We start from the raw sequence: 22,277 nt of genomic DNA, 5'->3' as shown, positions 1-22,277 counted from the left end.
CGCCCTCTCCTCAGATCTTCTGCGGGACGACTTGGAAGTACACGGCCGTGATGACGAAGTTGACGACGAAGAGCAGCATGAAGGTGATGACGACGCTCTGGTTCACCGCGTCGCCGACACCCTTCGGGCCACCGCCGGCGTTGAGTCCCTTGTAGGCCGCGACGACCGCCGCGATGGCCCCGAAGATCAGCGCCTTGATCTCGGCGGTCCAGAGGTCGGGCAGCTGGGCCAGCGCCGTGAAGCTCGCGATGTAGGCACCGGGCGTGCCGCCCTGGACGATGACGTTGAAGACGTAGCCGCCGACGACGCCGACGACCGACACGAGCCCGTTGAGCAGGACCGCGACGAGCATCGAGGCGAGGACGCGCGGCACGACGAGACGCTGGATCGGGCTGATGCCGAGCACCTCCATGGCGTCGATCTCCTCGCGGATCTTGCGCGAGCCGAGGTCGGCGCAGATCGCCGAGCCGCCCGCGCCTGCGATGAGCAGCGCCGTGACGATGGGGCTCGCCTCGCGCAGCACGGCGAGGACGCTCGCCGCGCCGGTGTAGGACTGGGCTCCGAGCTGGCGCGTCAGGGTGCCGAGCTGGAGGGCGATGACCGCGCCGAACGGGATGGAGACGAGCGCGGTCGGCAGGATCGTGACGCTCGCGATGAACCACGCCTGCTGGATGAACTCCTTGACCTGGAACGGTCGCTTCGGCATGGCCCGGAACACGTCGAGCGCGAGCGCGAAGAGCGAGCCGGACTGGCGCAGGGCGCCGGTGAAGGGTGCGGCCACGTCAGCTCGCCCCCACCCGGACACCGGGGATGCCGGCGTTGCGCGACTCGAACGAGCCGGGTGGCGGGGTGATGCCGTTGTCGCGGCACCATCCGCCCGCGGGGCGCTCGGCGCGACGCGGCTTGCCGTCGCTCGTCGGGAGCTGGAGGGCGATCGGCGGTAGGGGCGGCAGCTCCTGGCCGGACTCTGCGGCGAGCTCGTCGGCGTCCTTCTCCTCCGACATGCCGATCGGGCCGATCGTCTGCGCGTTGAGGAACTGCCGCACGACCGGCTCCTCGGAGCTGAGCAGCATCTCGCGCGGCCCGAACATCGCGAGGTGCTTGTGGTAGAGCAGGCCGATGTTGTCCGGCACCGTGCGGGCCGTGTTGATGTCGTGGGTGACGATGAGGAACGTCGCGTCGATCTGCGCGTTGAGGTCGACGAAGAGCTGGTTGATGTAGCTCGTGCGCACCGGGTCGAGACCGGAGTCCGGCTCGTCGATGAGGAGGATCTCGGGGTCGAGCACGAGGGCACGGGCCAGCCCGGCGCGCTTGCGCATGCCGCCGGAGATCTCGCCCGGCAGCTTGCCCTCGGCACCGGACAGGCCGACGAGGTCCATCTTCTCGGTCACGATGCGCCTGATCTCGGCCTCGGTCTTCTTCGTGTGCTCGCGCAGCGGGAAGGCGACGTTGTCGTAGAGGGTCATCGAGCCGAAGAGGGCACCGTCCTGGAAGAGGACACCGAAGAGCTTGCGCACCTCGTAGAGGTCGGCCTCGCGCAGGCGGGTCAGGTCACGTCCGTTGATGACGATCGACCCGGCGTCCGGCTTGAGCAGGCCGACGAGCGTCTTGAGGAAGACGGACTTGCCGGTGCCCGAGGGCCCGAGCATGACCGAGATCTCTCCCGCGGGAAGCGTGAGGGTCACGTCCCGCCAGATCGTCTGCGATCCGAAGGTCTTGGTCAGACCTGTCACCGCGATCTCCACACCCATGTGGCATCCACCTATGTCTTCCTGGCCGTCTCGACTCGGCTACGGGGGAAACGAGGGCGCCGGGCGGAAGTTACGCGCGAGTTGTGTTGCGAGGGTCCGGAGCGCTCCCCGACGGCTAACCTGTGCGAGTCATGTGGAGCCAGGAGGATGCATGCGGGCAGAACTGCGGCCGTCACAGGTCGCGCCGGGGGCGGTGCTCGAGGTCGAGGGCAGCACGTACCGTGTCGTCGGGACCGTCCGCTTCGACCTCGCCGGCACGCGGTGGGGCGAGCACTGCATCACCTCGTCGGGTCCGCGGGAGTGGCTCTCTCTGCAGCCGCGTGGCGACGGGTGCGTCATCCACTGGCGCTCGCGTGACGACCTCTACGGCGAGCCCGACCACGCCGGCATGAGCCTCGACGGCCGCGACTGGACCCTGCTCGAGGCCGGGTCGCTCACGTACACCGCGGAGGGCGACACGGGCCTCGGGGCGACGGGCACCTGCGAGTTCGTCGAGTTCGTCGCGACGGACTCGGCCGACGCCGTGCTCGTCTACGAGAGCTTCGACGGCGGCATGTGGGAGATCAGCGTCGGCCGCCTTGCCGACCCCGCGAGGGTCCGCAGCTACCGCGAGGTCTCCGGGGACTGACCTCGGTCGTGCGTGGCGGTGACCTCATGGGTCACGGAGTCCCCGTCGACGCGCAGGGTGACCGCGGCGACCCGGTCGACCCCCTCGAGGGCCGCGAGGCGCGCGAGCACGTCGGCGAGCCTGCCGAAGGAGTCCTGGCTGGGCACCGGCGCCTGCCCGTCGGCGTTGCCCGACAGCCCGGTCAGCCGGTGGTCGGCGTCGACGGTCAGGGCGGCGGTCATCCGCTGGACCGGGGCACCGCGCTGCTCCTCGATGCCGTGGCGCAGGGTGGTCGCCAGCTCGTCGAGCAGCGCCGAGGACGTATGCCGTCCGGCGGCCTCGTCGTGCGAGGTGACCTCATCCGTCGGCTCGGTCTGGGGCTCGGCCTGGGGCTCGCTCTGGGGCTGGGTCGGCGGGACGGTGGCCGGGGCGGGAGCCCGATCCGGGGCCGGCTCGGCCGTGGCCCGAGGCGTGTGTCCCTCGCTGAGGAAGCCGATCGCAGCGAACTCGATCTTGCCGAAGTCGACCTCGGCGTCCCGGGCCAGCGAGTTGTCGATGACGTAGGCGAGGTTGACGGCGAGGTCGCGCATGCCGGGGTGCAGCTGCTGTCCGACGAAGCGGGCACAGAGCAGGAGCGCGTGCACGCGCACCATGGTGCGGCCCTTGCGGTCCCGGACCTGCTGCTCCGCCTCGACCCGACGCAGGTCGAACCCGTCACGGGGGTAGAAGTGCAGCGGCCGCTCGAGGACGAGGAGCGAGTAGTCCGGTCGGTCCGAGCCCGGCATGAGCCGGTAGAGCTCGCCGTTGAGGGGCAGCTGCCACTCGAGCTCGGCGGGCGCGGTGTCGAAGCGGGTCACGCACACGAGCGGGCCGTAGCGGCCCGTCGGACTGGACGCGGCCGGCGTGGGCGCCTCGGGCACCGGGGCGGCCGGCGCTGCCTGCGCGGCGGGCGGCGCTGACGGCGCTGGCGGCGCTGACGGCGCTGGCGGCGCTGACGGCGCTGACGGCGCTGACGGCACGGGCGGCACGGGCGGCGCACCGGGCACCGTGGTGTCGGCAGCGGCGTCCGCACCGTCGTCAGCAGCGGGCCTGAAGGTGCGCGACAGCCATCCCATGCGCGCAAACCTACCGGGACCGGTCGGCGGATCGGCGGGGCGTGGCCGCAGCAGGTCCAGGTGCCGGCGTCCGGGGGCAGGACAGGGGGCTCGTGCGTGACCCGGCGGGACGGCATACGTCATCGGCTCGCCCGGGACGCGCCGCGCGGCCGGTCGTGGTTACGGTGGACCGGTGACGACAGTGAGCAAGGACGCTCCCGACCTGCGCGCCCTCGACGGGCTCGCCGAGTCCCTGACGCCCGGTGCGCTGCTGACCGAGCCCGACAGCGTCGCGGCATACCGCTTCGACTACACGGCCGACGCCGGAGCCGGTGTGCCGCTCGCCGTGGTCCGCGCCAGGAGCGCGGCCGACGTGCAGGCGGCCGTGCGCTGGGCCGGCGAGCACGAGGTGCCCGTCGTCCCGCGCGGTGCGGGCAGCGGGCTCTCGGGCGGCTCGAACGCCATCGAAGGCTGCATCGTGCTGAGCCTCGAGCGGATGCGAACCGTCGAGATCGACCCGACGACGCGCACAGCGGTCGTCGAGGCCGGCGTCCTCAACGTCGAGGTGAAGCGGGCCGCGGCCGAGCACGGGCTCTGGTACCCGCCCGACCCGTCGTCGTTCGAGATCTGCTCGATCGGCGGCAACGTGGCGACCAACGCGGGCGGCCTGTGCTGCGTCAAGTACGGCGTCACGACCGACTACGTGCTCGGCCTCGACGTCGTCCTCGCCGACGGGACGCTCGTGCACCTCGGCGGCCAGCGCGTCAAGGACACCGCGGGCCTCTCGCTCGTCAAGCTCTTCGTCGGCAGCGAGGGCACCCTCGGCATCGTCACCCGTGCGACGCTGCGGCTCGTCCCGGCCCAGGCGCCGCCCGCCACCCTCGTCGCCACCTTCGACACCGTCGAGGACGCGGCGCGGGTCGTCGTCGCCATCGGCAACACCCTGCGGGCGTCGATGATGGAGCTCATGGACCAGGCGTCGGTCAACGCCGTCGAGGACCACCGCAGCATGGGACTCGACCGCGGGGCCGGTGCCATGCTGCTCGCCCAGTCCGACGCCCCGGGCGCGGCCCGCGGCGAGGAGATCGCCGTGATGGAGCGCCTGTGCCAGGACGGCGGCGCGCGGGAGTGCTTCACGACGACGGACGCCGCCGAGGGCGAGATGTTCGTCGCGGCCCGACGCGCCGCGATCGTGGCCATCGAGCGCCGGGGCGCGATCATGCTCGAGGACGTCGGCGTGCCCGTGCCCCGCCTGCCCGACCTGCTCACGGGCATCGCCGAGATCTCCCGCCGCCACGGCCTCGAGATCCCCGTCGTCGCCCATGCCGGCGACGGCAACACGCACCCCGTCATCGTCTACCCCGCCGGCGACGCCGACGCCGGTTCCCGCGCAGCACAGGCCTTCTCGGAGGTCATGAGCCTCGCCATCGGGCTCGGCGGCACCATCACCGGCGAGCACGGCGTCGGCCGGCTCAAGCGGGCCGCCCTGCCCGAGCAGCTCGGGCCCGACGTCATGGCCCTGACCCACCGCATCAAGAACGCCCTCGACCCGCAGGGCATCCTCAACCCCGGAGCAGGATTCTGATGACCGCGACGCCGCCCATCACCACCCGTCGTCCGATCGCCGACCGGCACCTCTTCGGCCCGGGCCCGTGCAACCCCTACCCCGAGGCGACGCTCGCCCTCGCGGCGCCCCTGCTCGGGCACCTCGACCCCGACTTCCTCGCGATCATGGACGAGACGTGCGACCTGCTCCGCCACGTCTGGGGCACCGACAACCGCCGCACCCTCCCCCTCTCGGCGACAGGGTCGGCGGGATGGAGGCCGCCTTCGTCAACACCGTCTCCCCCGGGGACGTCGTCGTCGTGGCCGTCAACGGCCTCTTCGGTGAGCGCATGGTCGACGTCGCGGGCCGCCACGGCGCCGAGGTCGTCCGGGTCGACCACGACTGGGGCACGCCCGTCGACGCCGAGCGCGTCGCCGCCGCCCACCCGTCCCCCACGATCATCGCCGCGGTGCACGCCGAGACGTCCACGGGCGTCCGCTCCGACATCGCCGCCCTCGGTGCGGTCAAGGGCGACGCGCTCCTGCTCGTCGACGCCGTCACGAGCATCGGCGGCATCGAGCTGCGCGCCGACGACTGGGGCATCGACATCGGCTACGCCGGCACCCAGAAGTGCCTCGGCGTCGCCCCCGGGCTCGCGCCCTTCACCATCAGCGACCGCGCCTTCGGCCGACGCGTCGAGAAGCCGTCCTCCTGGTACCTCGACCTCGGCCTGCTCGGCGGCTACGTCGGTGAGGCCTCCGGCTCCGGCAAGCGCACCTACCACCACACCGCCCCCACCGCGATGGTCGCGAGCCTCCACGCAGGCCTGCAGCGCATCGCCGACGAGGGCCTCGAGAAGGTCTGGGACCGCCACGCCGAGGCCGGTCGCCTCCTCCAGGACGGACTCGAGTCGATGGGGCTGACGCTCTTCGCCGCCGAGGGCGCCCGCCTCCCCGAGCTGACGACGGTCCGGGTCCCGGACGGCGTCGACTCGGCTGCCGTCCACGGCTACCTCCTCGAGCGCCACAACCTCGAGATCGGCGCCGGGGTGGGCGAGTTCGCCTCCACCGTCTGGCGGATCGGCCTCATGGGCCACAACGCCCGCCCCGACCGCGTCGCCCTCGTCCTCGCAGCCCTCAAGGACGCCCTGGCCCACGCCGCCTGACGGTCGTCGCTGCGCGGAAGTGCCCACTCGACGTTCGGAAGTGAGCACCCGACGGGAGTGACTGAGCACTCGACGGGAGGGCGGGGGGCGTGGCGGTGCTCGCGGCATCGGCGGCGGGCCGGTGCGCTGGGAGCGAGCATGCCGGCACACGCCCGCCGACGCTCCACGCCGCGAGCGCCGTCACACGCCGCGACCGCGACCCACCCCCGCGACCATGCCATCGAAGACAGCGAAAGGCGGGCCCGACCAGAGGTCGGACCCGCCTTCGCGGTACAGCAGTGATCCCGGCTGAGCCGGGTCAGATCACTTGAGCTCGACGGTGGCGCCGGCGCCCTCGAGCTGCTCCTTGGCCTTCTCGGCCGCAGCCTTGTCGACACCCTCGAGGACGGGCTTGGGGGCGCCGTCAACGAGGTCCTTGGCCTCCTTGAGGCCGAGGCTCGTGAGCGCGCGGACCTCCTTGATGACCTGGATCTTCTTCTCGCCCGCGGCGGTGAGAACGACGTCGAACGAGTCCTTCTCCTCCTCCTCGACGGCGGCAGCGCCGCCACCGGCAGCGGCGGCAACCGCGGCAACGGGGGCAGCAGCGGTGACCTCGAAGGTCTCCTCGAACTGCTTCACGAACTCGGAGAGCTCGATGAGGGTCATCTCCTTGAAAGCGTCAAGGAGCTCGTCGGTGCTGAGCTTCGCCATGGTGGCTTCCTTCCTAGATATTGCCGTGAGTGGCGTGTTGTTGAATCGAGCTGGTGCGCAGGAGCGCGATCAGCTCTCGTCGCCACCCTCGGCGACGTCGGTGGTTGCCTCGTCGGCGGCAGCCGGCGTGGCGGGACCCTGCGCCTCGACCTTCTGGCGCAGGGCGTCGACCACGCGGGCCGTCTGCGACAGAGGAGCGACGAAGAGGTAGGCGGCCTTGTTGAGGGAGCCCTTCATGGCGCCCGCAAGCTTGGCCAGGAGAACCTCGCGGGACTCGAGGTCCGCGAGCTTCGTGATCTCCTCGGGGGACAAGGTCTTGCCGTCGAGGACGCCAGCCTTGATCACGAGGAGGGGGTGTGCCTTGGCGAAGTCACGCAGACCCTTGGCCGCCTCGACCGGGTCACCGGTGATGAAGGCGATGGCCGACGGGCCCTGGAGGTGACCGTCGAAGGCCGTGATACCGGCCTCCTTGGCGGCGCGCTCCGTGAGCGTGTTCTTGACCACGGCGTAGGTGGCGTGTTCCCGGATCGAGGTGCGCAGCTGCGAGAGCTGGGCCACGGTCAGACCGCGGTACTCGGTGAGAACGGCCGCACCGGACTCACGGAACTTGTCCGCGATCTCGGCAATGGCAGCCGTCTTCTCGGAGTTCGCCATCTGGGCCTCCTTCCCTTGCGTGGTGCCGCCTGTCGAAGGGGCCCGGAGGGCCTGCACGAAAAGAGCCCCGGCGCAGGGCGCTCGGGGCTCGCAGCGGCATACTCGAGGTATGCCGTGAGGCTGAGTGTCCTGCGCTGGCTGCCCGCATCGTGCGGAACCTTCGGGAGATCGTGGTTGCCCACGCCCTCCAACCGGCGGTCATTGGTCGTGGACCACAGTACGGGCACGACCCGCCCCGGACCAAATCGAGCAGGACGGCCGTCGGCGGGTCCGACGCCCGATCCCCCACCGCACCGGGTACGTGACCTACCGTGGCACCCATGGCGAGTGGCAGCGCAGTCCGCCGCCCGACCCCCGCACAGCGGCAGGCGATCCGCCGCCGCCGGACGTGGGCGGGTCTGGCCGTCGTGCTGTGCGTGGCCGCCGACCTCTGGGTCGTGACGTCCGCAGGTGCCGGTGAGCCGATCCCCGAGGGAGCGGTCTCGCGGGCGTCTCGCGCCGCGATGGCTGCCGGGACGGCGCCCGCGGTCTCGATCGACCAGGTCGAGCGGGTCCCCGACGCCGCGACCGACTCGCAGGTCGGCGGCGCCTCGTCGTCGGGCTCGTCGGGCTCGTCGGGACAAGCGAGCACGACGGGTGGCGACGACGCGACGTCGGGTGGCGCGAAGAGTGCCGCGAGGAACGACGGCAAGGACGACTCGGGCGAGGTCATCGAGTCGGGGTCCGGCAGGTTCACGGTCGTGCCCATGCCCGAGAAGGCCCTGCGCCCGGCGCCCACGACCGGGCGCACGGTGCGCTACACCGTGGAGCTCGAGGGTGGTCTCGACATCAGCGCCCAGGACCTCGCGACCACGGTGGGGACCGTGCTGACCGACCCACGGGGCTGGCAGGCGAAGGACGGCGTCCGCTTCGTCGACGTCTCCCCCGCCGCTGCGGCCAAGGGCGCCCCCGTCGACCTGCGCATCACGCTCGCGAGCCCCGACACGACCGACAAGCTCTGCGCACCGTTGCAGACCCGCGGCCAGGTCAGCTGCCACAACTCGGGCCGGGTCGTGCTCAACCTGCGCCGCTGGGTGCTCGGCGCGACGGCCTACGGCACCGACATCGCCGGCTACCGCACCTACCTCGTCAACCACGAGGTCGGCCACGGCATCGGGCACGCGCACGCCTACTGCGGCGGCACGGGCAAGGTGGCCCCGGTGATGATGCAGCAGACGTACGGCCTCAAGGGCTGCACGGCGTGGCCCTGGCCGACTCCCAAGCCGGCCTGACCTCTCCGTCCGCGCTGCCACCAGCGAGAGCCCTCCCCACTCAGGCGAGGGGCCGCGGTCGGCGATGCCGGCCGCGGCCCCGTCACGGGAGTCGCTGCGTCAGAGCAGCGAGCTCGCGGAGTAGCCGACCCGCACGACGGAGCCCGTCGGCAGCGAGCCCAGGACCCGGTCGGTGACGACCTCGATCATGACGACCTCGACCGACTTCGCCGTGCGCGTCACCTTGTGCAGGGTGACGCGGCCGAGGCCGGGCACGGTGAGGACCGTGTTGGGCTTGACCGACGACGTGATGGCCGGCAGTCCCGCGATGCGCAGCCCGACGAACCGCGAGGCGTCGGTGGTGACCGGGGTCGCGCCGGCACTGGTCTGGGCGGCCGAGGTCTCGGCGACGATCGTGTCGGCGCTGATCAGGCCACTCAGCACACGCGGCGCCCCGATGGTGGTCTTCACCTGGCTCCGTCGGGACGTGGCCGTGATGGTGGAGAGGACGTCGGTGGTCGTCGTGCCGGACGACACGACTCCCGGCACACCGGCGGTGGCCACCGTCGCACGCCCCGAGCCTCCCGTGCACGGGGGGTACGCGAGGGCGGTGCGGCTCGAGGCCACGGCGCCGTTGGCGAGGTTGGCCGACGTGGCGTAGCCCATGCCGGAGACGAGGCCCAGGACCGGGCGCGACAGCGAGGTGTTGGCGACACCCACGTCGATGCGCGACCCGATCGGCAGACCGAGGGAGTTCTTCGCCGTGATGACGACTCGCAGGGCGGTCGTCCCGACCCGCCAGTCGTTGCCGGAGAACGCCTTGGTCTGCGTGTTGAGGTAGACCGTCGCGAGGGCCGCACCGGTCGACGTGCGCAGCGTGATGGCCGAGTTCGGGGCCGGGCTCGCGTTGAGGGCTCGGCCGCCGATCTTGAGGCCGAGCAGCTCGGAGCGGTTGCCTCCGGTGTAGGCACCCGACGTGCTGAGGTTCGCCGTGCTGGCGGCCGTGACCGCGTCGGCCCGGACGAGACCGCCGAGGAGGTTGACCGCTCCGGTCGTGGCCGTGGAGCGGCTGGTCCGGTAGGCCGACGTCGTCGAGGTCGCAGCCGACGTGCGCGTCGCGCCCACCGAGCCGACCGCCGGCACGGTGACGGTGGCCGTGGATCCGGTGACCGTGCGGCCGAAGGCGGTCGTGCAGCCGATCGAGGCGAGGGCCGTGGGCCCGGAACGCACGAGGCCTCCGACGACGACGTAGGTGCCGTAGGCGGAGGCCGAGACCCCGACTGCCGGGGCGGCTGCGGATGCCGGTGCGGCACCGAGAGGCGCGGCCATCGCGGAGATGGCCGCCGCCGCGAGGACCGCGGTGAGTTTCCTGTTCATGGTCGAGCTCCTGTCATCGATGCCCTGCTCATCGATCCCCTGACCGATGTACTCCTTCCAACGAGGCAGCCCCGCGGCGTGTTATGGGCAGAATGCGGGGATCACAAGGTTTGTGTGCTAAAGGAGCCTTTGCGGTTTCAACCACCTCTCAGGCGCCAGGACGCGGGTGAGGCCGGTCCCCGTCGGGAACCGGCCTCACCGGGCTCGTGGTCGTGGTCGTGGTCGCCCTTCGGGTCAGCGTGGGTGGACCACCATCGCCGACCCACCGCCGCGGCGCGTCGTCTCCGCGGCGGCCTCGAACAGGCCACCGCCCAGGCTGCGGATCGCCGTCACGGCTCCGATCTCGTTGGGCGTGCCGGCGGAGGCGAGCTTGTGCCCCATCGCCGTCAGCGCCGCACCCGTCGGGCCTCCGAGGATCGCGGGCTCGGCTCCTTCGCTCGCGCCGTTGCGTGAGCTGAGGCGCGGGGCGGCGATCGCGTCGACGAGCGACAGGTCGCGGTCGAGGTAGCCGAGGATCGTCTGCGACACCGACGTGATGATCGTGGCGCCACCGGGCGAGCCCACCGCGAGGAACGGCTTGCCGTCGTCGAGCAGGATCGTCGGGCTCATCGACGACCGCGGCCGCTTGCCCGGGCCGGGCAGGTTGGGGTCGGGGACGCCCGCCGTGAGGGGCGTGAAGTTGAAGTCGGTGAGCTCGTTGTTGAGCAGGAACCCGTAGCCCGGCACCGTGATGCCCGAGCCTCCGGTCTGCTCGATGGTCAGGGTGTAGGACGCGACGTTGCCCCAGCGGTCGGTGGCCGTCAGGTGCGTCGTCGACTGCCCCTCGTAGGGCTCGTTCTGTGCGAGCGTGCCGGGCGCGCACGAGGTGTACGCGCCGTCGGGCGAACCGAACGGGATGGGCCGGGCCTGGGCCTTCATCGGGTCGAAGAGGCAGGCGCGCTCGGCGGCGAAGGCCGGGGCGGTCAGCTCCTTGACCGGCACGCCCGGGACGTCACCGACCCAGCGGTTGCGGTCGGCGAACGCCGTCGCCGAGGCCTCCGAGAAGCGGTGCAGGTAGTCGACGTCGGACAGGTCGGACGTGGACACCCCGGTGCGGTCCTCGTAGGCCTGGACGAGGTTGAGGATCTCGGCCACGGCGATGCCGCCCGAGCTCGGGACCGGCATGCCGAAGACGTCGTACCCCCTGTACTCGGAGTGGATCGGCGCCTTCGTCAGGGCCCGGTAGGCCCGGAGGTCGGTCATCGTCATCTGGCCGCCCATGACCGTGGTCCCGGCCTTGGTGTGCGGGGCCGAGGACTCCGCGACGATCGCCCGGCCGAGCCGGCCGGCATACAGCGCCTCGGTGCCCTGGGTGCGCAGCGTGCGGTACGCCCTGGCCATGTCGGGGTTGGTGAAGACGGTGCCCACGGCCGGGGCCTTGCCGTCGCGGAGGAAGACCTTCGCCGTCTCGGGGAACACCGAGAAGCGCGCGGCGTTCGCCGCCGTCTGGTCGGCGAAGGTCTGGTCGACGACGAAACCCTTGGCGGCGAGCCGCTCGGCCGGCTTGAGCGCGGCGTTGAGCGACAACGTGCCGTAGTCGCGCAGGGCCTTGGCCCAGAGCGCCGGTGTGCCGGGGACGCCGACCGACAGCCCTGAGTTGACGACGGTGGTGAAGTCCATGGCCTTGCCCGTCGCCGGGTCCGTGAAGGTCTTGTCGGTGAACGTCGCCGGAGCCGTCTCGCGGCCGTCGATGGTCGAGACGTGTTTGCTGCGCGCGTCGTAGTAGACGAGGAAGCCACCGCCGCCGATCCCGGCGCTGTAGGGCTCCGTGACGCCGAGGGCCGCAGCCGTCGCGACCGCGGCGTCAGCGGCGTTGCCACCCCGGGCCAGCACGTCGATGCCGACCTGCGAGGCGTCGCGGTCGACCGAGCTGACCGCGCCACCGGACCCCGTCATGACGGGGACCTTCGGCAACGGTGTGGGATGGCCGTGCCAGCCCCGGTCAGCCGCTGCGGTGGCAGGAGCCACCGTCGGCTGCGCACCGGCCGTGGCCGGCAACAGGGACAGAGGGAGTCCGACGACGAGAGCGCCGAGGACCCAGCGGGAACGTGTCGTGGTGCGTGCGCTGTGACGACTCATCTTTCGACCGTACCCGCGCAAACACCACAGATCGCGTCGAGCACCCCACCGATCCGAGGTCCGGGACCCGTGTGAGTACGAGGCCACTCGACTGGGACGGAGCGCTCACTCGAGTGGGACGGAACGCTCACTCGAGTGAGCGAGTGGCGTCGGCGGTCGGGAGCGGCATCGGCGACGGGCACCGTGTCCCGGGAAGCGAGCGTGCCGGCATACGCCCGTCGACGCTCCACGCCGCTCCCGACCGTCGGCGTCGGGAGCGGAGTCAATGGCGCCCGGCCGGGCACCGACGCACGAGAGCCCGTCACCCCTCGAGGGGTGACGGGCTCTGCGCTGCGTGGGTCAGGCGATCAGGCCTGGTCCTCCTCGGCGAGGAGGTTGCGCGTCTTGGAGAAGTCGAGCGGGATGCCCGGGCCCATCGTCGTGGAGACGGTGGCCTTCTCGATGTAGCGGCCCTTGGAGCTGGCCGGCTTCAGACGCAGGATCTCCTCGAGGGCAGCGGCGTAGTTCTCGACGAGCTTCGTCTCGTCGAAGGACGCCTTGCCGATGATGAAGTGGAGGTTCGCGTGCTTGTCGACGCGGAACTCGATCTTGCCGCCCTTGATGTCGGCGACGGCCTTGGCGACGTCCATCGTCACGGTGCCGGTCTTCGGGTTCGGCATGAGACCACGGGGGCCCAGGACCTTGCCGAGACGACCGACCTTGCCCATGAGGTCAGGGGTGGCGACGACGGCGTCGAAGTCGAGCCAGCCGCCCTGGACCTTCTCGAGCAGGTCGTCGGAGCCGACGTGGTCGGCGCCGGCCTCACGGGCGGCCTCGGCCTTGTCGCCGTTGGCGAAGACGAGGACGCGGGCGGTCTTGCCCGTGCCGTGCGGCAGGTTGACCGTGCCGCGGACGGCCTGGTCGGCCTTGCGGGGGTCGACGCCGAGGCGCATGGCGACCTCGACCGTCTCGTCGTACTTGGCCTTGGCGGTCTGCTTGGCGACGCGGACGGCCTCGAGCGGGGCGTAGACCTTGCCGGGCGTGATGAGCTCGGCGGCTGCGCGGTAGTTCTTGCTGCGCTTCATGGAACTGCTCCTTGCGTGGTGGTGGAGTCGTGGTGCGGGCCAGCGCTGGCCCTCCCACGTGGCCGACGGCATACGGTCCGTATGCCGTGCGGCCGGGGTGACGTCGAGCTGAGCGGACTCAGAGCTCGGTGTCGATGCCCATCGAGCGAGCGGTGCCGGCGATGATGCGGGCCGCCATCTCCTCGTCGTGGGCGTTGAGGTCTTCCATCTTCTGGCGGGCGATCTCGAGGACCTGGTCGCGGGAGAGCTTGGCGACCTTGGTCTTGTGCGGCTCACCCGAGCCCTTGGCGACGCCGGCGGCCTTCTTGATGAGCTCGGCGGCGGGCGGGGTCTTCGTCACGAAGGTGAACGAGCGGTCCTCGTAGACCGTGATCTCGACCGGGATGACGTTGCCGCGCTGGGACTCCGTCGCGGCGTTGTACGCCTTGACGAACTCCATGATGTTGACGCCGTGCTGACCGAGGGCGGGGCCGACGGGCGGGGCGGGGGTGGCCTGACCGGCCTGGATCTGCAGCTTGATGAAGCCGGAGACCTTCTTCTTGGGGGGCATGGATGCCTACCTTCTGTGTTGCTGGGCCGACGCCTTGGGCGATGACCCGGTTGCATGTCCTCGTGCGGTCAGCCGCACGAGGTCGTACGACCCTCGATCAGATCTTGGCGACCTGGGCGAAGGAGAGCTCGACCGGGGTCTCCCGGCCGAAGATGGAGACGAGCACCTTGAGCTTCTGGGTGTCGGGGTTGATCTCGGAGATCGTGGCCGGCAGGGTCTCGAAAGGCCCCTCCATGACGGTGACGGACTCGCCGACCTCGAAGTCGACGACGCGCACGTCCTTGGGGGCGCTGGAGCCCGACGACGCGCCGGAGCCGTCGGCGGCCGCGGCGGCCTCGAAGTTCGGGGCGAGCATCGTGAAGACCTCGTCGATCGACAGCGGCACCGGCTGGTGGGCGTTGCCGACGAACCCGGTGACGCCGGGCGTGTGGCGCACGGCGCCCCAGCTCTCGTCGGTGAGGTCCATGCGGACGAGGACGTAGCCGGGCATCCGGACGCGACGGACCTGCTTCTTCTGGCCGTTCTTGATCTCGGTGACCTCCTCCATGGGGACCTCGATCTCGAAGATGAAGTCCTCCATGTTGAGCGTCTGGATACGCGTCTCGAGGTTGGCCTTCACGCGGTTCTCGTAACCGGCGTAGGAGTGGATGACGTACCAGTCACCGAAGCGCGTGCGCAGGTCGGCCTTGAAGTCGGCGACGGGGTCGCCGCTGCCCTGGGCTGCCGGCTCGTCGTCGGACTCGTCGGACTCGTCGGAGCCCTCGGACTCGGCGGCGTCCTCGGCGGACGCGTCGTCATCGTCGTGCTCGGCGGCGTCGGACTCGTCGGACTCGTCGACGGAGTCGGAGTCGGTGGCGTCGTCCTCAGCACCCGACTCGACGTCGGAGGCCGTGAGCTCGTCGGTCTCGACCGCGGGGTCGACGACGTCGCTCTCGGTGCTCTCGCCGTTCGGGGCGCCCTCGTGGGCGAACTGCTCGGACACGCTCTGACCTACTTCCTTGCTCGTGGACCAGCCGGTGACGGCTGGTGGTGACATCCCGTGACCGGGGCCGGGTGGCTCGCGCGTCAGGTCGCCGAGCCGGTGAAGACCCAGGAGACCAGCCGGCTCAGACCGAAGTCGAGCCCTGACACGAGCGCCATCATGATCACGACGAACACGACCACGACGGTCGTGTAGCGCACGAGCTCGGGGCCCGTCGGCCGCACGACCTTGCGCAGCTCGTCGAGGATCTGGCGCACGAAGAGGCTGATCGCGCCGAAGAGGCGCGACACGGGGTTGCCGCCGCGAGCCTTGTCGGCACGGCCGGACCCGCGCTTGGCGCTCGTCTCCGTCACGATTCCTTCTTTCTGCCTGGGTGTCGGCCCGCGGGCGCCACACCCGGACCGTGGTGACCCACGTCAGGGCAGAAGCCGCGTGCCGCCTTGCACGACGACCACATCACTGGGATGCGCAGGGCAAGAGGGACTCGAACCCCCAACCGCTGGTTTTGGAGACCAGTGCTCTACCAATTGAGCTATTGCCCTTCGCCGCGGACGTTGGGTGCCCACGGCGGGACGGCATGCGTCAGCATGGCCAGCGAAGCCGTCCGAGGGACGATCATACGGGACGGATGCGCCCCAACGCGAACCGACCCGAAACCCCTTGCGCGGGCCCGGCGTGGACGCCCGTGGGGCCGGCGTCGGGCACCCGTCGGGCTCTGCCGGGCGGCTGCCCGGAACCGGGCGACCCGGCATACGGACTCGGACGCCCGGCCGGCGCGGCACAGTGGCAGGATCGAGACGTGACGAACCCGCGCACCTCCCTCGCGTCCCTGTCCGACGACGACCTGGCCGGCTTCCTCGCCGAGCAGCGTGAAGCCTACGCGGCGCTCCAGTCGCGCGGGCTCAAGCTCGACCTGACGCGGGGCAAGCCGTCCGCCGCGCAGCTCGACCTCTCGAACGACCTGCTGCACCTTCCGACCGCGACGAAGGACCGGGCCGGCGTCGACGTGCGCAACTACGGCGGCCTCGAGGGACTCGCCGAGCTGCGCGAGCTGTTCGCCGATCTGCTCTGGGTCGAGCCGGGCCAGGTCGTCGCCGGCGGCAACTCGAGCCTGACGATGATGTACAGCACCATCGTCGACTTCCTCCTCTTCGGCGGCGTCGAGTCGCCGCGGCCGTGGAGCCAGGAGGAGACGGTCCGCTTCATCTGCCCCGTGCCCGGCTACGACCGTCACTTCTCGATGCTCGCGGCCTTCGGCATCGAGATGGTCACCGTCGACATGCACTCGGACGGACCGGACATGGCCGCCGTCGAGGCGCTCGTCAAGGACGACCCGAGCGTCAAGGGCATCTGGATCGTGCCCACCTACGCCAACCCGTCGGGCGCCGTCGTGTCGCAGGAGGTCGCCGCGCGCCTCGCGGCCATGCCGACCGCGGCGCCGGACTTCACGATCTTCTGGGACAACGCCTACGCCTTCCACCACCTCACCGAGGTCGAGGCCAAGAGCGCCGACATCCTCAGCCTCGCCGCCGCCTCCGGGCACCCGAACCGGCCGATCATGTTCGCCTCGACCTCGAAGATCACCTTCGCGGGCGCCGGCGTGGCCGTGCTCGCCGCGAGCACGGCCAACGTGAAGTGGTACCTCGGACACCTCGCGATGGGCTCCATCGGTCCGGACAAGGTCAACCACCTGCGCCACGTCGAGTTCTTCCACGACGCGGAGGGCGTGCGCGCCCACATGCGCAAGCACCGCGAGATCATCGCGCCGAAGTTCGCGGCGGTCGACGAGGCCCTGACGACCGGGCTCGCCGGCCTCGAGGTCGCCGAGTGGAGCCACCCGACCGGCGGCTACTTCGTCAACCTCGACGTGCTCGACGGCACCGCGTCACGGGTGGTCGCGCTCGCCAAGGAGGCCGGCATCGCGCTGACGCCCGCCGGCGCGTCCTTCCCGCTCGGCCACGACCCCCGCGACCGCAACATCCGGCTCGCCCCGACCTTCCCGGTGCTCGACGAGGTGCGCACGGCCATGGCCGGAGTCGCGACGTGCGTGGCGCTCGCCGCCGCCGAGAAGCTGACGCAGGACCGAGCCGCCGGGGTAGGGGCAGAGGGCGACGGCGCGACGCCGTCGGCCGAGGACGCCCCGAGCCCCTCGAACACCGCCACCGCCACCGCCACCGCCACTGAAGGAGCCTCGCGATGAGCGACCAGGATCCCAACGAGACCATCGCCGACGACCTGACGACCTACAGCGTCGACGACGAGGACCAGCTCCAGCCCGAGGACACCCTCGACGACGGCGACCTCGAGGACGTCCTCGACCGCGGCTACTCCCCCAACGACCGGCCGCAGGGCGTCACCGCCCACGGCACGACGGCCTACGAGGAGTCCATCGACGAGACGATCGACGAGCGCATCCGCCAGGAGGTGCCGGACCCCGACTCGGCCTACGGCGCACCCGACAACGAGAGCGGCCTCGACGGCGACCGTCTGGGCGGCGACGACCCCGACTCCATCGACGCGGAGGACGACTGGCTCGGCGACCACGAGGTGGGCGACGCCCGCGCCGGCCGCCTCGTGGCCGACGACGAGGGCGCGCACGACGACGACGAGAAGCAGGCCTGGGCCAGCGACGTCGGCGTCGACGGGGCCGGCGCGTCGGCAGAGGAGGCGGCGATGCACGTCGTCGACGAGATCGCCGACGAGCCCGACGAGGACTGAGAACAGCACGCACCCACGGGAGGCCACGGCCGGGCGACAGCCCGCCGTGGCCTCTGCGCACCCACCGGTGCCGGATGACACACTGACCCGCATGACGCGAGCGGTGCAGGATCTGCCCAAGGCGCACCTGCACCTGCACTTCACCGGCTCGATGCGCATCGACACGGTGCGCGACCTCGCCGCCCGGCACGGCATCCGTCTGCCCGACGCCCTCGTGACGGGCTGGCCACCGCGCCTGGCCCGGGCCACCGACGAGCGCGGCTGGTTCCGCTTCCAGCGCCTCTACGACGCCGCCAGGGCCTGCGTGCGCGGCGAGGACGACATGCGCCGGATCGTGCGCGAGGCCGCGGCCGACGACGCGGCCGAGGGGTCGCGCTGGCTCGAGATCCAGGTCGACCCCACGTCGTACGCACCCTTCGTCGGCGGCATCACGCCGGCGCTCGAGATCGTCCTCGACGAGGCGCGGGCCGTGTCGGCCGAGGGAGAGATCGGCGTCGGTGTCGTCGTCGCCGCGAGCCGCATGCGCCACCCCCTCGAGGCCCGCACGCTCGCCCGGCTCGCGGCCCACCACGCGGGTGAGGAGGCGGGCGACGTCGTCGGCTTCGGCCTGTCCAACGACGAGCGGCGCGGGGCCGTCGCCGACTTCGCGCCGGCCTTCGCCATCGCCCGCCGAGCCGGCCTCGCCCTCGTGCCGCACGGCGGAGAGCTCCTTGGCGCGCAGTCGGTCATGGAGACGCTGGAGCACCTCGACCCCGACCGCATCGGCCACGGCGTGCGCAGCGTCGAGGACCCTCAGGTGCTCGACGCCGTCGCCGAGGCAGGCGTGACGCTCGAGGTCTGCCCCGGCAGCAACGTCGCGCTCGGGGTCTACGCCGACGCCCGCGACGTGCCGCTGCACCGGATCGTCGAGGCGGGCATCCCCGTCGCGCTGGGCGCGGACGACCCCCTCCTCTTCGGCTCCCGCCTGGCCGCGCAGTACGCCGCGGCCCGCGAGCTCGGCTTCGACGACGAGGGCCTCGCCCGGCTGGCTCGAGGCTCGCTCGAGGGCAGCCGGATGCCGGACCGGCTGCGCAAGGCCGCGCTCGCCGACGTGGACGCCTGGCTGGCCGGCCCGGCGTGACACCGGCCACACGCCGGACCGGGCCGTAACCGGGCATATCGGGCTCCTCCGAGCGGGACCGGGACCCTCGCCCGCTCCCACCGGGTTTGCTCAGGATCGGTGCGCCCGGTCATGCTGGTCGGGAGATGAAGACTTCTGCCCCCGCTCCCACACGCCCATCGACCGCCTCCGGCGCCCGTCTGCGACGACTCGCCGTGGCCGGTCTCGTCGCCCCCGTCGTCGCGCTCGCGGCGTGCAGCGGGGAGTCGCCCGTCACCGCCGACCCGACGGCTCCGGCCGGCACGACCCCGGCCGCGACGAGCAGCTCGACGACGACCACGTCGACCGCGCCGACCACGACCGCCGCGCCGACGACCGCCGCCCCGGCGAAGTACTCGACGCGCACCATCAAGGCCGTCATCGAGGACCCCCAGCTGGGCCACACGATCACGGCGCTGCGCATCTCGCGCAACCTGCCCTTCCCGAAGAACCAGCCCGTCGGGGCCGAGGCCTTCGAGATCGTCGGGGTCAAGGTCGAGTTCGACGCCGGCTCGCGCTACTCCGCGTCCCTCGACCCGAAGATGCTGTCGCTCATCGCGACGAGCCCCAAGCAGAACGTCGCGCCGACGGCCGAGTTCGGCAAGGCCTACAAGGCCGACCCGCTCCTGACGACGAAACGCGACGACCGCGAACGCGGCTGGGTCTTCTTCAAGGTCGACAAGGGCACGACGAGCGCGCTGCGCCTGGCCTTCAACCGGCCGGCCTACGCCGTCAGCACGACGGACAAGAACATCCCGGCCAAGACGTTCTCCGTCGTCCTGACGAAGTAGTCGCGGCAGACGGCCCGACGCGAGAGGCCCCGGTTCCCAACGGAACCGGGGCCTCTGCCGTGTGACCGGGTGCCCGGAGGGCCTGGAGGGCCTGCCGTCAGAGCTGGTCGCCGACGATGACCGGCTCGTTGACGAGCGTCACGCCGAAGGTGTCGCGGACCCCGTCGCGCACCTGCCGGGCGAGCGCCAGGACGTCGGACGTCGTCGCACCGCCGCGGTTGGTGACGGCCAGGGTGTGCTTCGTGGACAGCGCAGCCGGCGCCGGCAGGCCGAAGCCCTTGGCGAACCCGGCGTGCTCGATGAGCCACGCGGCGCTCGTCTTGACCCGGCCCCCGGGCTCGGGGAAGCGCGGGGGCGTCGGTCCCTCCCACCCGAGGTGCTCCCCGACGCGCTCGACGAGGTCGTCGAACTCGTGGCGGCTGAGGATCGGGTTGGTGAAGAACGACCCGCACGACCACGTGTCGGGGTCGGCGTCGTCGAGCACCATGCCGCGCGCCCGGCGCTGCTCCAGGACGGCGTCACGGGCGTCCGAGAGGGGGACGCGCGTGCCGAGCTCGACCCCGAGACCCTTCGCCAGGGCGGCATACGCCACCGGGCGACTGAGGTCGGCGACCTCGAACTGGAACACCACGTCGAGCACGACGTAGCGCGAGTGCCCCTTGAAGCGCGAGTGGCGGTAGGTGAAGGCGCAGTCGGCGTTCATGAAGGTCCGCACCGCCTGCTCCTGACGGTCCCACGTGCGCACCTGGGCGACCGTCTGCGAGACGTCCTGGCCGTAGGCGCCGACGTTCTGGATGGGCGTGGCGCCCGTGAGACCGGGTATGCCGCTCAGCCCCTCGACACCGGCCCACCCCTGCGCGACGGCGTGCGCCACGACGTCGTCCCACACCTCGCCCGCGGCCACCCGGACCACGGCGCCCCCGCAGTAGTCGGCGGACTCGGGCGTGATCCCCGAGGTGGCGACGCGCACGACGGTGCCCTCGAACCCGTCGTCGGAGACGAGGAGGTTGGACCCTCCCGAGACGACGAGGAGCGGCTCGTCGGCGTCGTCGACCTCACGGACCGCGTCGACGAGCTCGTCGGTGGTCGAGGCGGTGACGACGCGCGACGCCGGGCCGCCGACCCGCATCGTCGTGAGGGTCGACAGGGGGACGTCGTGTTGCTCCTGCACGCGCTGGACCGGCCGGCTCAGTCGAGGACCGCGACGGCGAGCGCGCGGCCGAGGACCTTCTCGCCGGCGGCGGTCGCGGTCAGCTCGACGGTGACCCGCTTCGTCTCGGGGTCGGCGGACTTGACGACGCCGGAGACCTCGATGTCGGCGCCGGTGTCGTAGGGCACGACGACCGGGCGGGTGAAGCGCACGCCGTACTCGACGACACGGCCGGCGTCGCCGACCCAGTCGGTGACGAGGGTGACGGCCGAACCCATCGTGAACATCCCGTGCGCGATGACGTCGGGCAGCCCGACCGCCTTGGCGAAGGGCTCGTCCCAGTGGATGCGGTTGCGGTCGAGGGAGGCGCCGGCGTACTGGACGAGACGCGCGCGGTCGACGTGGACGGTCACCGGCGGCAACGCGTCACCGACCGCGACGTCGGAGAAGGACCGCACCGGCGTGGGCGTCGGGGTGCTCGGCTGGGCGCTCATCACTCGGCTCCTCGGATGACGATGGTCGACGTGGCCGTGCAGACGGCCTCACCCGCCTCGGTGGCGAGCTCGGTGCGCGTCGTCACCATGGCGTGCCCCCCGGCCTCACGCACCGTGTCGACGTGGAGCGTGCCGACGACGGCGTCGCCGGCCGTCAGGGGCCGGTGGTGGACGAAGCGCTGCTCACCGTGCACGACGCGGGAGAAGTCGATGCCCGCCTCGGGGTCGCGGATCAGCTGGCCGTCGCACTGCTGGGCGATGAGCACGGCGAACGTCGGCGGCGCGATGACGTCGGCGTAGCCGCGGGCGCGCGCCACCTCGGCGTCGACGTGCACCGGGTCGGCGGAGCCGACGGCCTCGGCGAACTCACGGATCTTGGCGGCACTGACCCGATAGGTCTCGGTGGGCGGGTAGACCCGGCCCTGGAAGTCTGCGTTCACCGGCATACGGGCAGCCTATCGACCGGCGCCACCAGCGACCCGACGGCGTCCGGGAACGACGACGCTCCCCCGGCCGGTGGCCGAGGGAGCGTCGAGGAAAGCGCTGGGTTCAGCGGGTCTCGCGGTGCTCCGTGTGCTTGCCGCACTTCGGGCAGAACTTGTTCATCGCGAGACGGTCGGGGTTGTTCCGACGGTTCTTCTTGGTGATGTAGTTGCGGTCCTTGCAGTCCACACACGCCATCGTGATCTTCGGACGGACGTCGCTGCTCTTGCTGGCCACGGCAACCTGCTCTTTCGGGAACGTACTTGGGTGTTCGGTCGTCTTGCGACGGGTGTCGCGCGGCGCGTCACGCGTTCCGGGCGGCATCCCGGGGTGACACGCAGGCGCGACGTCCAAGGTTACGCGACACCCCGATGATTCGAGAAATCGAACCGGGTGCGCGCGGAAGTGGTAGCGGGAGCGGGGCTCGATCCCGCGACCTCACGATTATGAGTCGTGCGCTCTAACCAGCTGAGCTACCCCGCCATGGGCTGTCGTCCCCCGGCCCGCCGCGGACTGCGACGGGGACCGGGAACCGACCGACCAGAGCCCCAATAGGGAATCGAACCCTAGACCTTTTCCTTACCATGGAAACGCTCTGCCGACTGAGCTATTGGGGCACGGTCGACACCGATAAACGTTGCGAGAACGCCTTCAG

General features: G+C 71.5%; 22 protein-coding genes, 3 tRNA genes and 1 pseudogene. 8 read left to right on the top strand and 18 right to left on the bottom strand.

Translation table 11 applies throughout. The annotated features are described in order from the left end of the window. Positions 1-10: 10 nt before the first annotated feature. Positions 11-781 (bottom strand): MlaE family ABC transporter permease, encoded by a 771-nt coding sequence (locus ACSQ2D_RS05090; RefSeq protein ID WP_435984925.1) that lies wholly within the window; start codon positions 779-781, stop codon positions 11-13. A 1-nt stretch (position 782) separates the two neighbouring features. Then, the gene (locus tag ACSQ2D_RS05085; RefSeq protein WP_435984924.1) at positions 783-1,751 is read right to left on the bottom strand and encodes an ABC transporter ATP-binding protein; all 969 of its coding nucleotides are present in this window, start codon (positions 1,749-1,751) and stop codon (positions 783-785) included. A 151-nt stretch (positions 1,752-1,902) separates the two neighbouring features. Between ACSQ2D_RS05085 and ACSQ2D_RS05080 the strand changes: the two genes are divergently transcribed. Beyond that, positions 1,903-2,379, top strand: a complete 477-nt coding sequence (locus tag ACSQ2D_RS05080) for a DUF4178 domain-containing protein (protein ID WP_435984923.1) — start codon at positions 1,903-1,905, stop codon at positions 2,377-2,379. On the opposite strand, the gene ACSQ2D_RS05075 is transcribed toward ACSQ2D_RS05080, so the two are convergent. Further along, positions 2,355-3,215 (bottom strand): hypothetical protein, encoded by an 861-nt coding sequence (locus ACSQ2D_RS05075; protein ID WP_435984922.1) that lies wholly within the window; start codon positions 3,213-3,215, stop codon positions 2,355-2,357. The two genes, ACSQ2D_RS05080 and ACSQ2D_RS05075, sit on opposite strands and share 25 nt — an antisense overlap. Positions 3,216-3,645: 430 nt before the next feature. On the opposite strand from ACSQ2D_RS05075, the gene ACSQ2D_RS05070 reads away from it, so the two are divergent. After that, entirely contained in the window at positions 3,646-5,037 is a 1,392-nt protein-coding gene (locus tag ACSQ2D_RS05070) for an FAD-binding oxidoreductase (protein WP_435984921.1), read from the top strand. Beyond that, positions 5,037-6,163, top strand: a pseudogene (locus ACSQ2D_RS05065) (pyridoxal-phosphate-dependent aminotransferase family protein). The gene ACSQ2D_RS05070 and the pseudogene ACSQ2D_RS05065 overlap by 1 nt, the downstream one beginning before the upstream one ends. Positions 6,164-6,466: 303 nt before the next feature. Here ACSQ2D_RS05065 and rplL read toward each other — a convergent pair. Beyond that, on the bottom strand, positions 6,467-6,853 hold the full coding sequence (gene rplL / locus ACSQ2D_RS05060; RefSeq protein WP_020143277.1) for a 50S ribosomal protein L7/L12: 387 nt from the start codon (positions 6,851-6,853) through the stop codon (positions 6,467-6,469). Positions 6,854-6,922: 69 nt separating this feature from the next. After that, the gene (rplJ, locus tag ACSQ2D_RS05055; RefSeq protein ID WP_020143278.1) at positions 6,923-7,507 is read right to left on the bottom strand and encodes a 50S ribosomal protein L10; all 585 of its coding nucleotides are present in this window, start codon (positions 7,505-7,507) and stop codon (positions 6,923-6,925) included. A gap of 320 nt (positions 7,508-7,827) precedes the next feature. On the opposite strand from rplJ, the gene ACSQ2D_RS05050 reads away from it, so the two are divergent. Beyond that, positions 7,828-8,778 (top strand): DUF3152 domain-containing protein, encoded by a 951-nt coding sequence (locus ACSQ2D_RS05050; protein WP_435984920.1) that lies wholly within the window; start codon positions 7,828-7,830, stop codon positions 8,776-8,778. A gap of 99 nt (positions 8,779-8,877) precedes the next feature. On the opposite strand, the gene ACSQ2D_RS05045 is transcribed toward ACSQ2D_RS05050, so the two are convergent. From ACSQ2D_RS05045 to ACSQ2D_RS05015, 7 genes are all read right to left on the bottom strand, one after another. Then, positions 8,878-10,134 carry a choice-of-anchor P family protein gene (locus tag ACSQ2D_RS05045; protein ID WP_435984919.1) on the bottom strand — a complete coding sequence of 419 codons (1,257 nt, stop codon included), beginning with the start codon at positions 10,132-10,134 and terminating at the stop codon, positions 8,878-8,880. A 234-nt stretch (positions 10,135-10,368) separates the two neighbouring features. Beyond that, positions 10,369-12,069, bottom strand: coding sequence for a gamma-glutamyltransferase (ggt, locus tag ACSQ2D_RS05040; RefSeq protein ID WP_435984918.1), 1,701 nt, complete (start codon positions 12,067-12,069; stop codon positions 10,369-10,371). Positions 12,070-12,599: 530 nt separating this feature from the next. Further along, complete coding sequence (rplA, locus tag ACSQ2D_RS05035; protein ID WP_435984917.1) at positions 12,600-13,316, bottom strand: 50S ribosomal protein L1; 717 nt, start codon at positions 13,314-13,316, stop codon at positions 12,600-12,602. Positions 13,317-13,434: 118 nt separating this feature from the next. Then, positions 13,435-13,866, bottom strand: a complete 432-nt coding sequence (gene rplK, locus ACSQ2D_RS05030) for a 50S ribosomal protein L11 (protein ID WP_147066061.1) — start codon at positions 13,864-13,866, stop codon at positions 13,435-13,437. 97 nt (positions 13,867-13,963) lie between these two features. Further along, positions 13,964-14,848, bottom strand: a complete 885-nt coding sequence (gene nusG, locus ACSQ2D_RS05025) for a transcription termination/antitermination protein NusG (RefSeq protein WP_435984916.1) — start codon at positions 14,846-14,848, stop codon at positions 13,964-13,966. A gap of 83 nt (positions 14,849-14,931) precedes the next feature. Continuing rightward, the gene (secE, locus tag ACSQ2D_RS05020) at positions 14,932-15,201 is read right to left on the bottom strand and encodes a preprotein translocase subunit SecE (RefSeq protein WP_435984915.1); all 270 of its coding nucleotides are present in this window, start codon (positions 15,199-15,201) and stop codon (positions 14,932-14,934) included. 116 nt (positions 15,202-15,317) lie between these two features. After that, positions 15,318-15,390 (bottom strand) — tRNA-Trp (locus ACSQ2D_RS05015). A gap of 257 nt (positions 15,391-15,647) precedes the next feature. On the opposite strand from ACSQ2D_RS05015, the gene ACSQ2D_RS05010 reads away from it, so the two are divergent. From ACSQ2D_RS05010 to ACSQ2D_RS04995, 4 genes are all read left to right on the top strand, one after another. Continuing rightward, positions 15,648-17,048 (top strand): aminotransferase class I/II-fold pyridoxal phosphate-dependent enzyme, encoded by a 1,401-nt coding sequence (locus tag ACSQ2D_RS05010; RefSeq protein ID WP_435984914.1) that lies wholly within the window; start codon positions 15,648-15,650, stop codon positions 17,046-17,048. Beyond that, positions 17,045-17,566, top strand: coding sequence for a DUF5709 domain-containing protein (locus ACSQ2D_RS05005; RefSeq protein WP_435984913.1), 522 nt, complete (start codon positions 17,045-17,047; stop codon positions 17,564-17,566). The genes ACSQ2D_RS05010 and ACSQ2D_RS05005 overlap by 4 nt, the downstream gene beginning before the upstream one ends. A 91-nt stretch (positions 17,567-17,657) precedes the next feature. Beyond that, positions 17,658-18,686 carry an adenosine deaminase gene (locus ACSQ2D_RS05000; protein ID WP_435984912.1) on the top strand — a complete coding sequence of 343 codons (1,029 nt, stop codon included), beginning with the start codon at positions 17,658-17,660 and terminating at the stop codon, positions 18,684-18,686. Positions 18,687-18,811: 125 nt separating this feature from the next. Beyond that, complete coding sequence (locus ACSQ2D_RS04995) at positions 18,812-19,495, top strand: hypothetical protein (RefSeq protein WP_435984911.1); 684 nt, start codon at positions 18,812-18,814, stop codon at positions 19,493-19,495. Positions 19,496-19,592: 97 nt separating this feature from the next. On the opposite strand, the gene ACSQ2D_RS04990 is transcribed toward ACSQ2D_RS04995, so the two are convergent. The 6 genes from ACSQ2D_RS04990 to ACSQ2D_RS04965 form a co-directional block, all read right to left on the bottom strand. Beyond that, on the bottom strand, positions 19,593-20,666 hold the full coding sequence (locus ACSQ2D_RS04990; protein WP_435984910.1) for a UDP-N-acetylmuramate dehydrogenase: 1,074 nt from the start codon (positions 20,664-20,666) through the stop codon (positions 19,593-19,595). Between the two features lie 17 nt (positions 20,667-20,683). Continuing rightward, on the bottom strand, positions 20,684-21,139 hold the full coding sequence (locus ACSQ2D_RS04985) for a MaoC/PaaZ C-terminal domain-containing protein (protein WP_435984909.1): 456 nt from the start codon (positions 21,137-21,139) through the stop codon (positions 20,684-20,686). Further along, complete coding sequence (locus ACSQ2D_RS04980) at positions 21,139-21,585, bottom strand: FAS1-like dehydratase domain-containing protein (RefSeq protein WP_435984908.1); 447 nt, start codon at positions 21,583-21,585, stop codon at positions 21,139-21,141. The genes ACSQ2D_RS04985 and ACSQ2D_RS04980 overlap by 1 nt, the downstream gene beginning before the upstream one ends. 103 nt (positions 21,586-21,688) lie before the next feature. Next, positions 21,689-21,859: a 50S ribosomal protein L33 gene (gene rpmG, locus ACSQ2D_RS04975; RefSeq protein ID WP_020143294.1), complete on the bottom strand. Its 171-nt coding sequence runs from the start codon at positions 21,857-21,859 to the stop codon at positions 21,689-21,691. Positions 21,860-22,028: 169 nt separating this feature from the next. Then, positions 22,029-22,105: transfer RNA gene (locus ACSQ2D_RS04970), tRNA-Met, on the bottom strand. A gap of 61 nt (positions 22,106-22,166) precedes the next feature. After that, positions 22,167-22,239, bottom strand: a tRNA-Thr gene (locus tag ACSQ2D_RS04965). Positions 22,240-22,277: the final 38 nt, after the last annotated feature.

Origin of the sequence: Terrabacter sp. LjRoot27, assembly GCF_964254175.1 — a bacterium.
In the GTDB taxonomy this organism is placed as follows: Bacteria; Actinomycetota; Actinomycetes; order Actinomycetales; family Dermatophilaceae; genus Terrabacter.
Note: the sequence above shows the minus strand (reverse complement) of the source record. Positions and strands in the feature narration are given on the sequence as shown.

Bases quoted from the DNA above. Each gene is read 5' to 3' on its own strand.
- rplA (WP_435984917.1), bottom strand. From the start codon at position 13,316: ATGAAGCGCAGCAAGAACTACCGCGCAGCCGCCGAGCTCATCACGCCC.
- rplJ (WP_020143278.1), bottom strand. From the start codon at position 7,507: ATGGCGAACTCCGAGAAGACGGCTGCCATTGCCGAGATCGCGGACAAG.
- ACSQ2D_RS04985 (WP_435984909.1), bottom strand. From the start codon at position 21,139: ATGAGCGCCCAGCCGAGCACCCCGACGCCCACGCCGGTGCGGTCCTTC.
- rplK (WP_147066061.1), bottom strand. From the start codon at position 13,866: ATGCCCCCCAAGAAGAAGGTCTCCGGCTTCATCAAGCTGCAGATCCAG.
- ACSQ2D_RS05045 (WP_435984919.1), bottom strand. From the start codon at position 10,134: ATGAACAGGAAACTCACCGCGGTCCTCGCGGCGGCGGCCATCTCCGCG.
- ACSQ2D_RS05080 (WP_435984923.1), top strand. From the start codon at position 1,903: ATGCGGGCAGAACTGCGGCCGTCACAGGTCGCGCCGGGGGCGGTGCTC.
- ACSQ2D_RS05005 (WP_435984913.1), top strand. From the start codon at position 17,045: ATGAGCGACCAGGATCCCAACGAGACCATCGCCGACGACCTGACGACC.
- rplL (WP_020143277.1), bottom strand. From the start codon at position 6,853: ATGGCGAAGCTCAGCACCGACGAGCTCCTTGACGCTTTCAAGGAGATG.
- ACSQ2D_RS04980 (WP_435984908.1), bottom strand. From the start codon at position 21,585: ATGCCGGTGAACGCAGACTTCCAGGGCCGGGTCTACCCGCCCACCGAG.
- ACSQ2D_RS05050 (WP_435984920.1), top strand. From the start codon at position 7,828: ATGGCGAGTGGCAGCGCAGTCCGCCGCCCGACCCCCGCACAGCGGCAG.
- ACSQ2D_RS05000 (WP_435984912.1), top strand. From the start codon at position 17,658: ATGACGCGAGCGGTGCAGGATCTGCCCAAGGCGCACCTGCACCTGCAC.
- ACSQ2D_RS04995 (WP_435984911.1), top strand. From the start codon at position 18,812: ATGAAGACTTCTGCCCCCGCTCCCACACGCCCATCGACCGCCTCCGGC.
- ggt (WP_435984918.1), bottom strand. From the start codon at position 12,069: ATGACGGGGTCCGGTGGCGCGGTCAGCTCGGTCGACCGCGACGCCTCG.
- ACSQ2D_RS05085 (WP_435984924.1), bottom strand. From the start codon at position 1,751: ATGGGTGTGGAGATCGCGGTGACAGGTCTGACCAAGACCTTCGGATCG.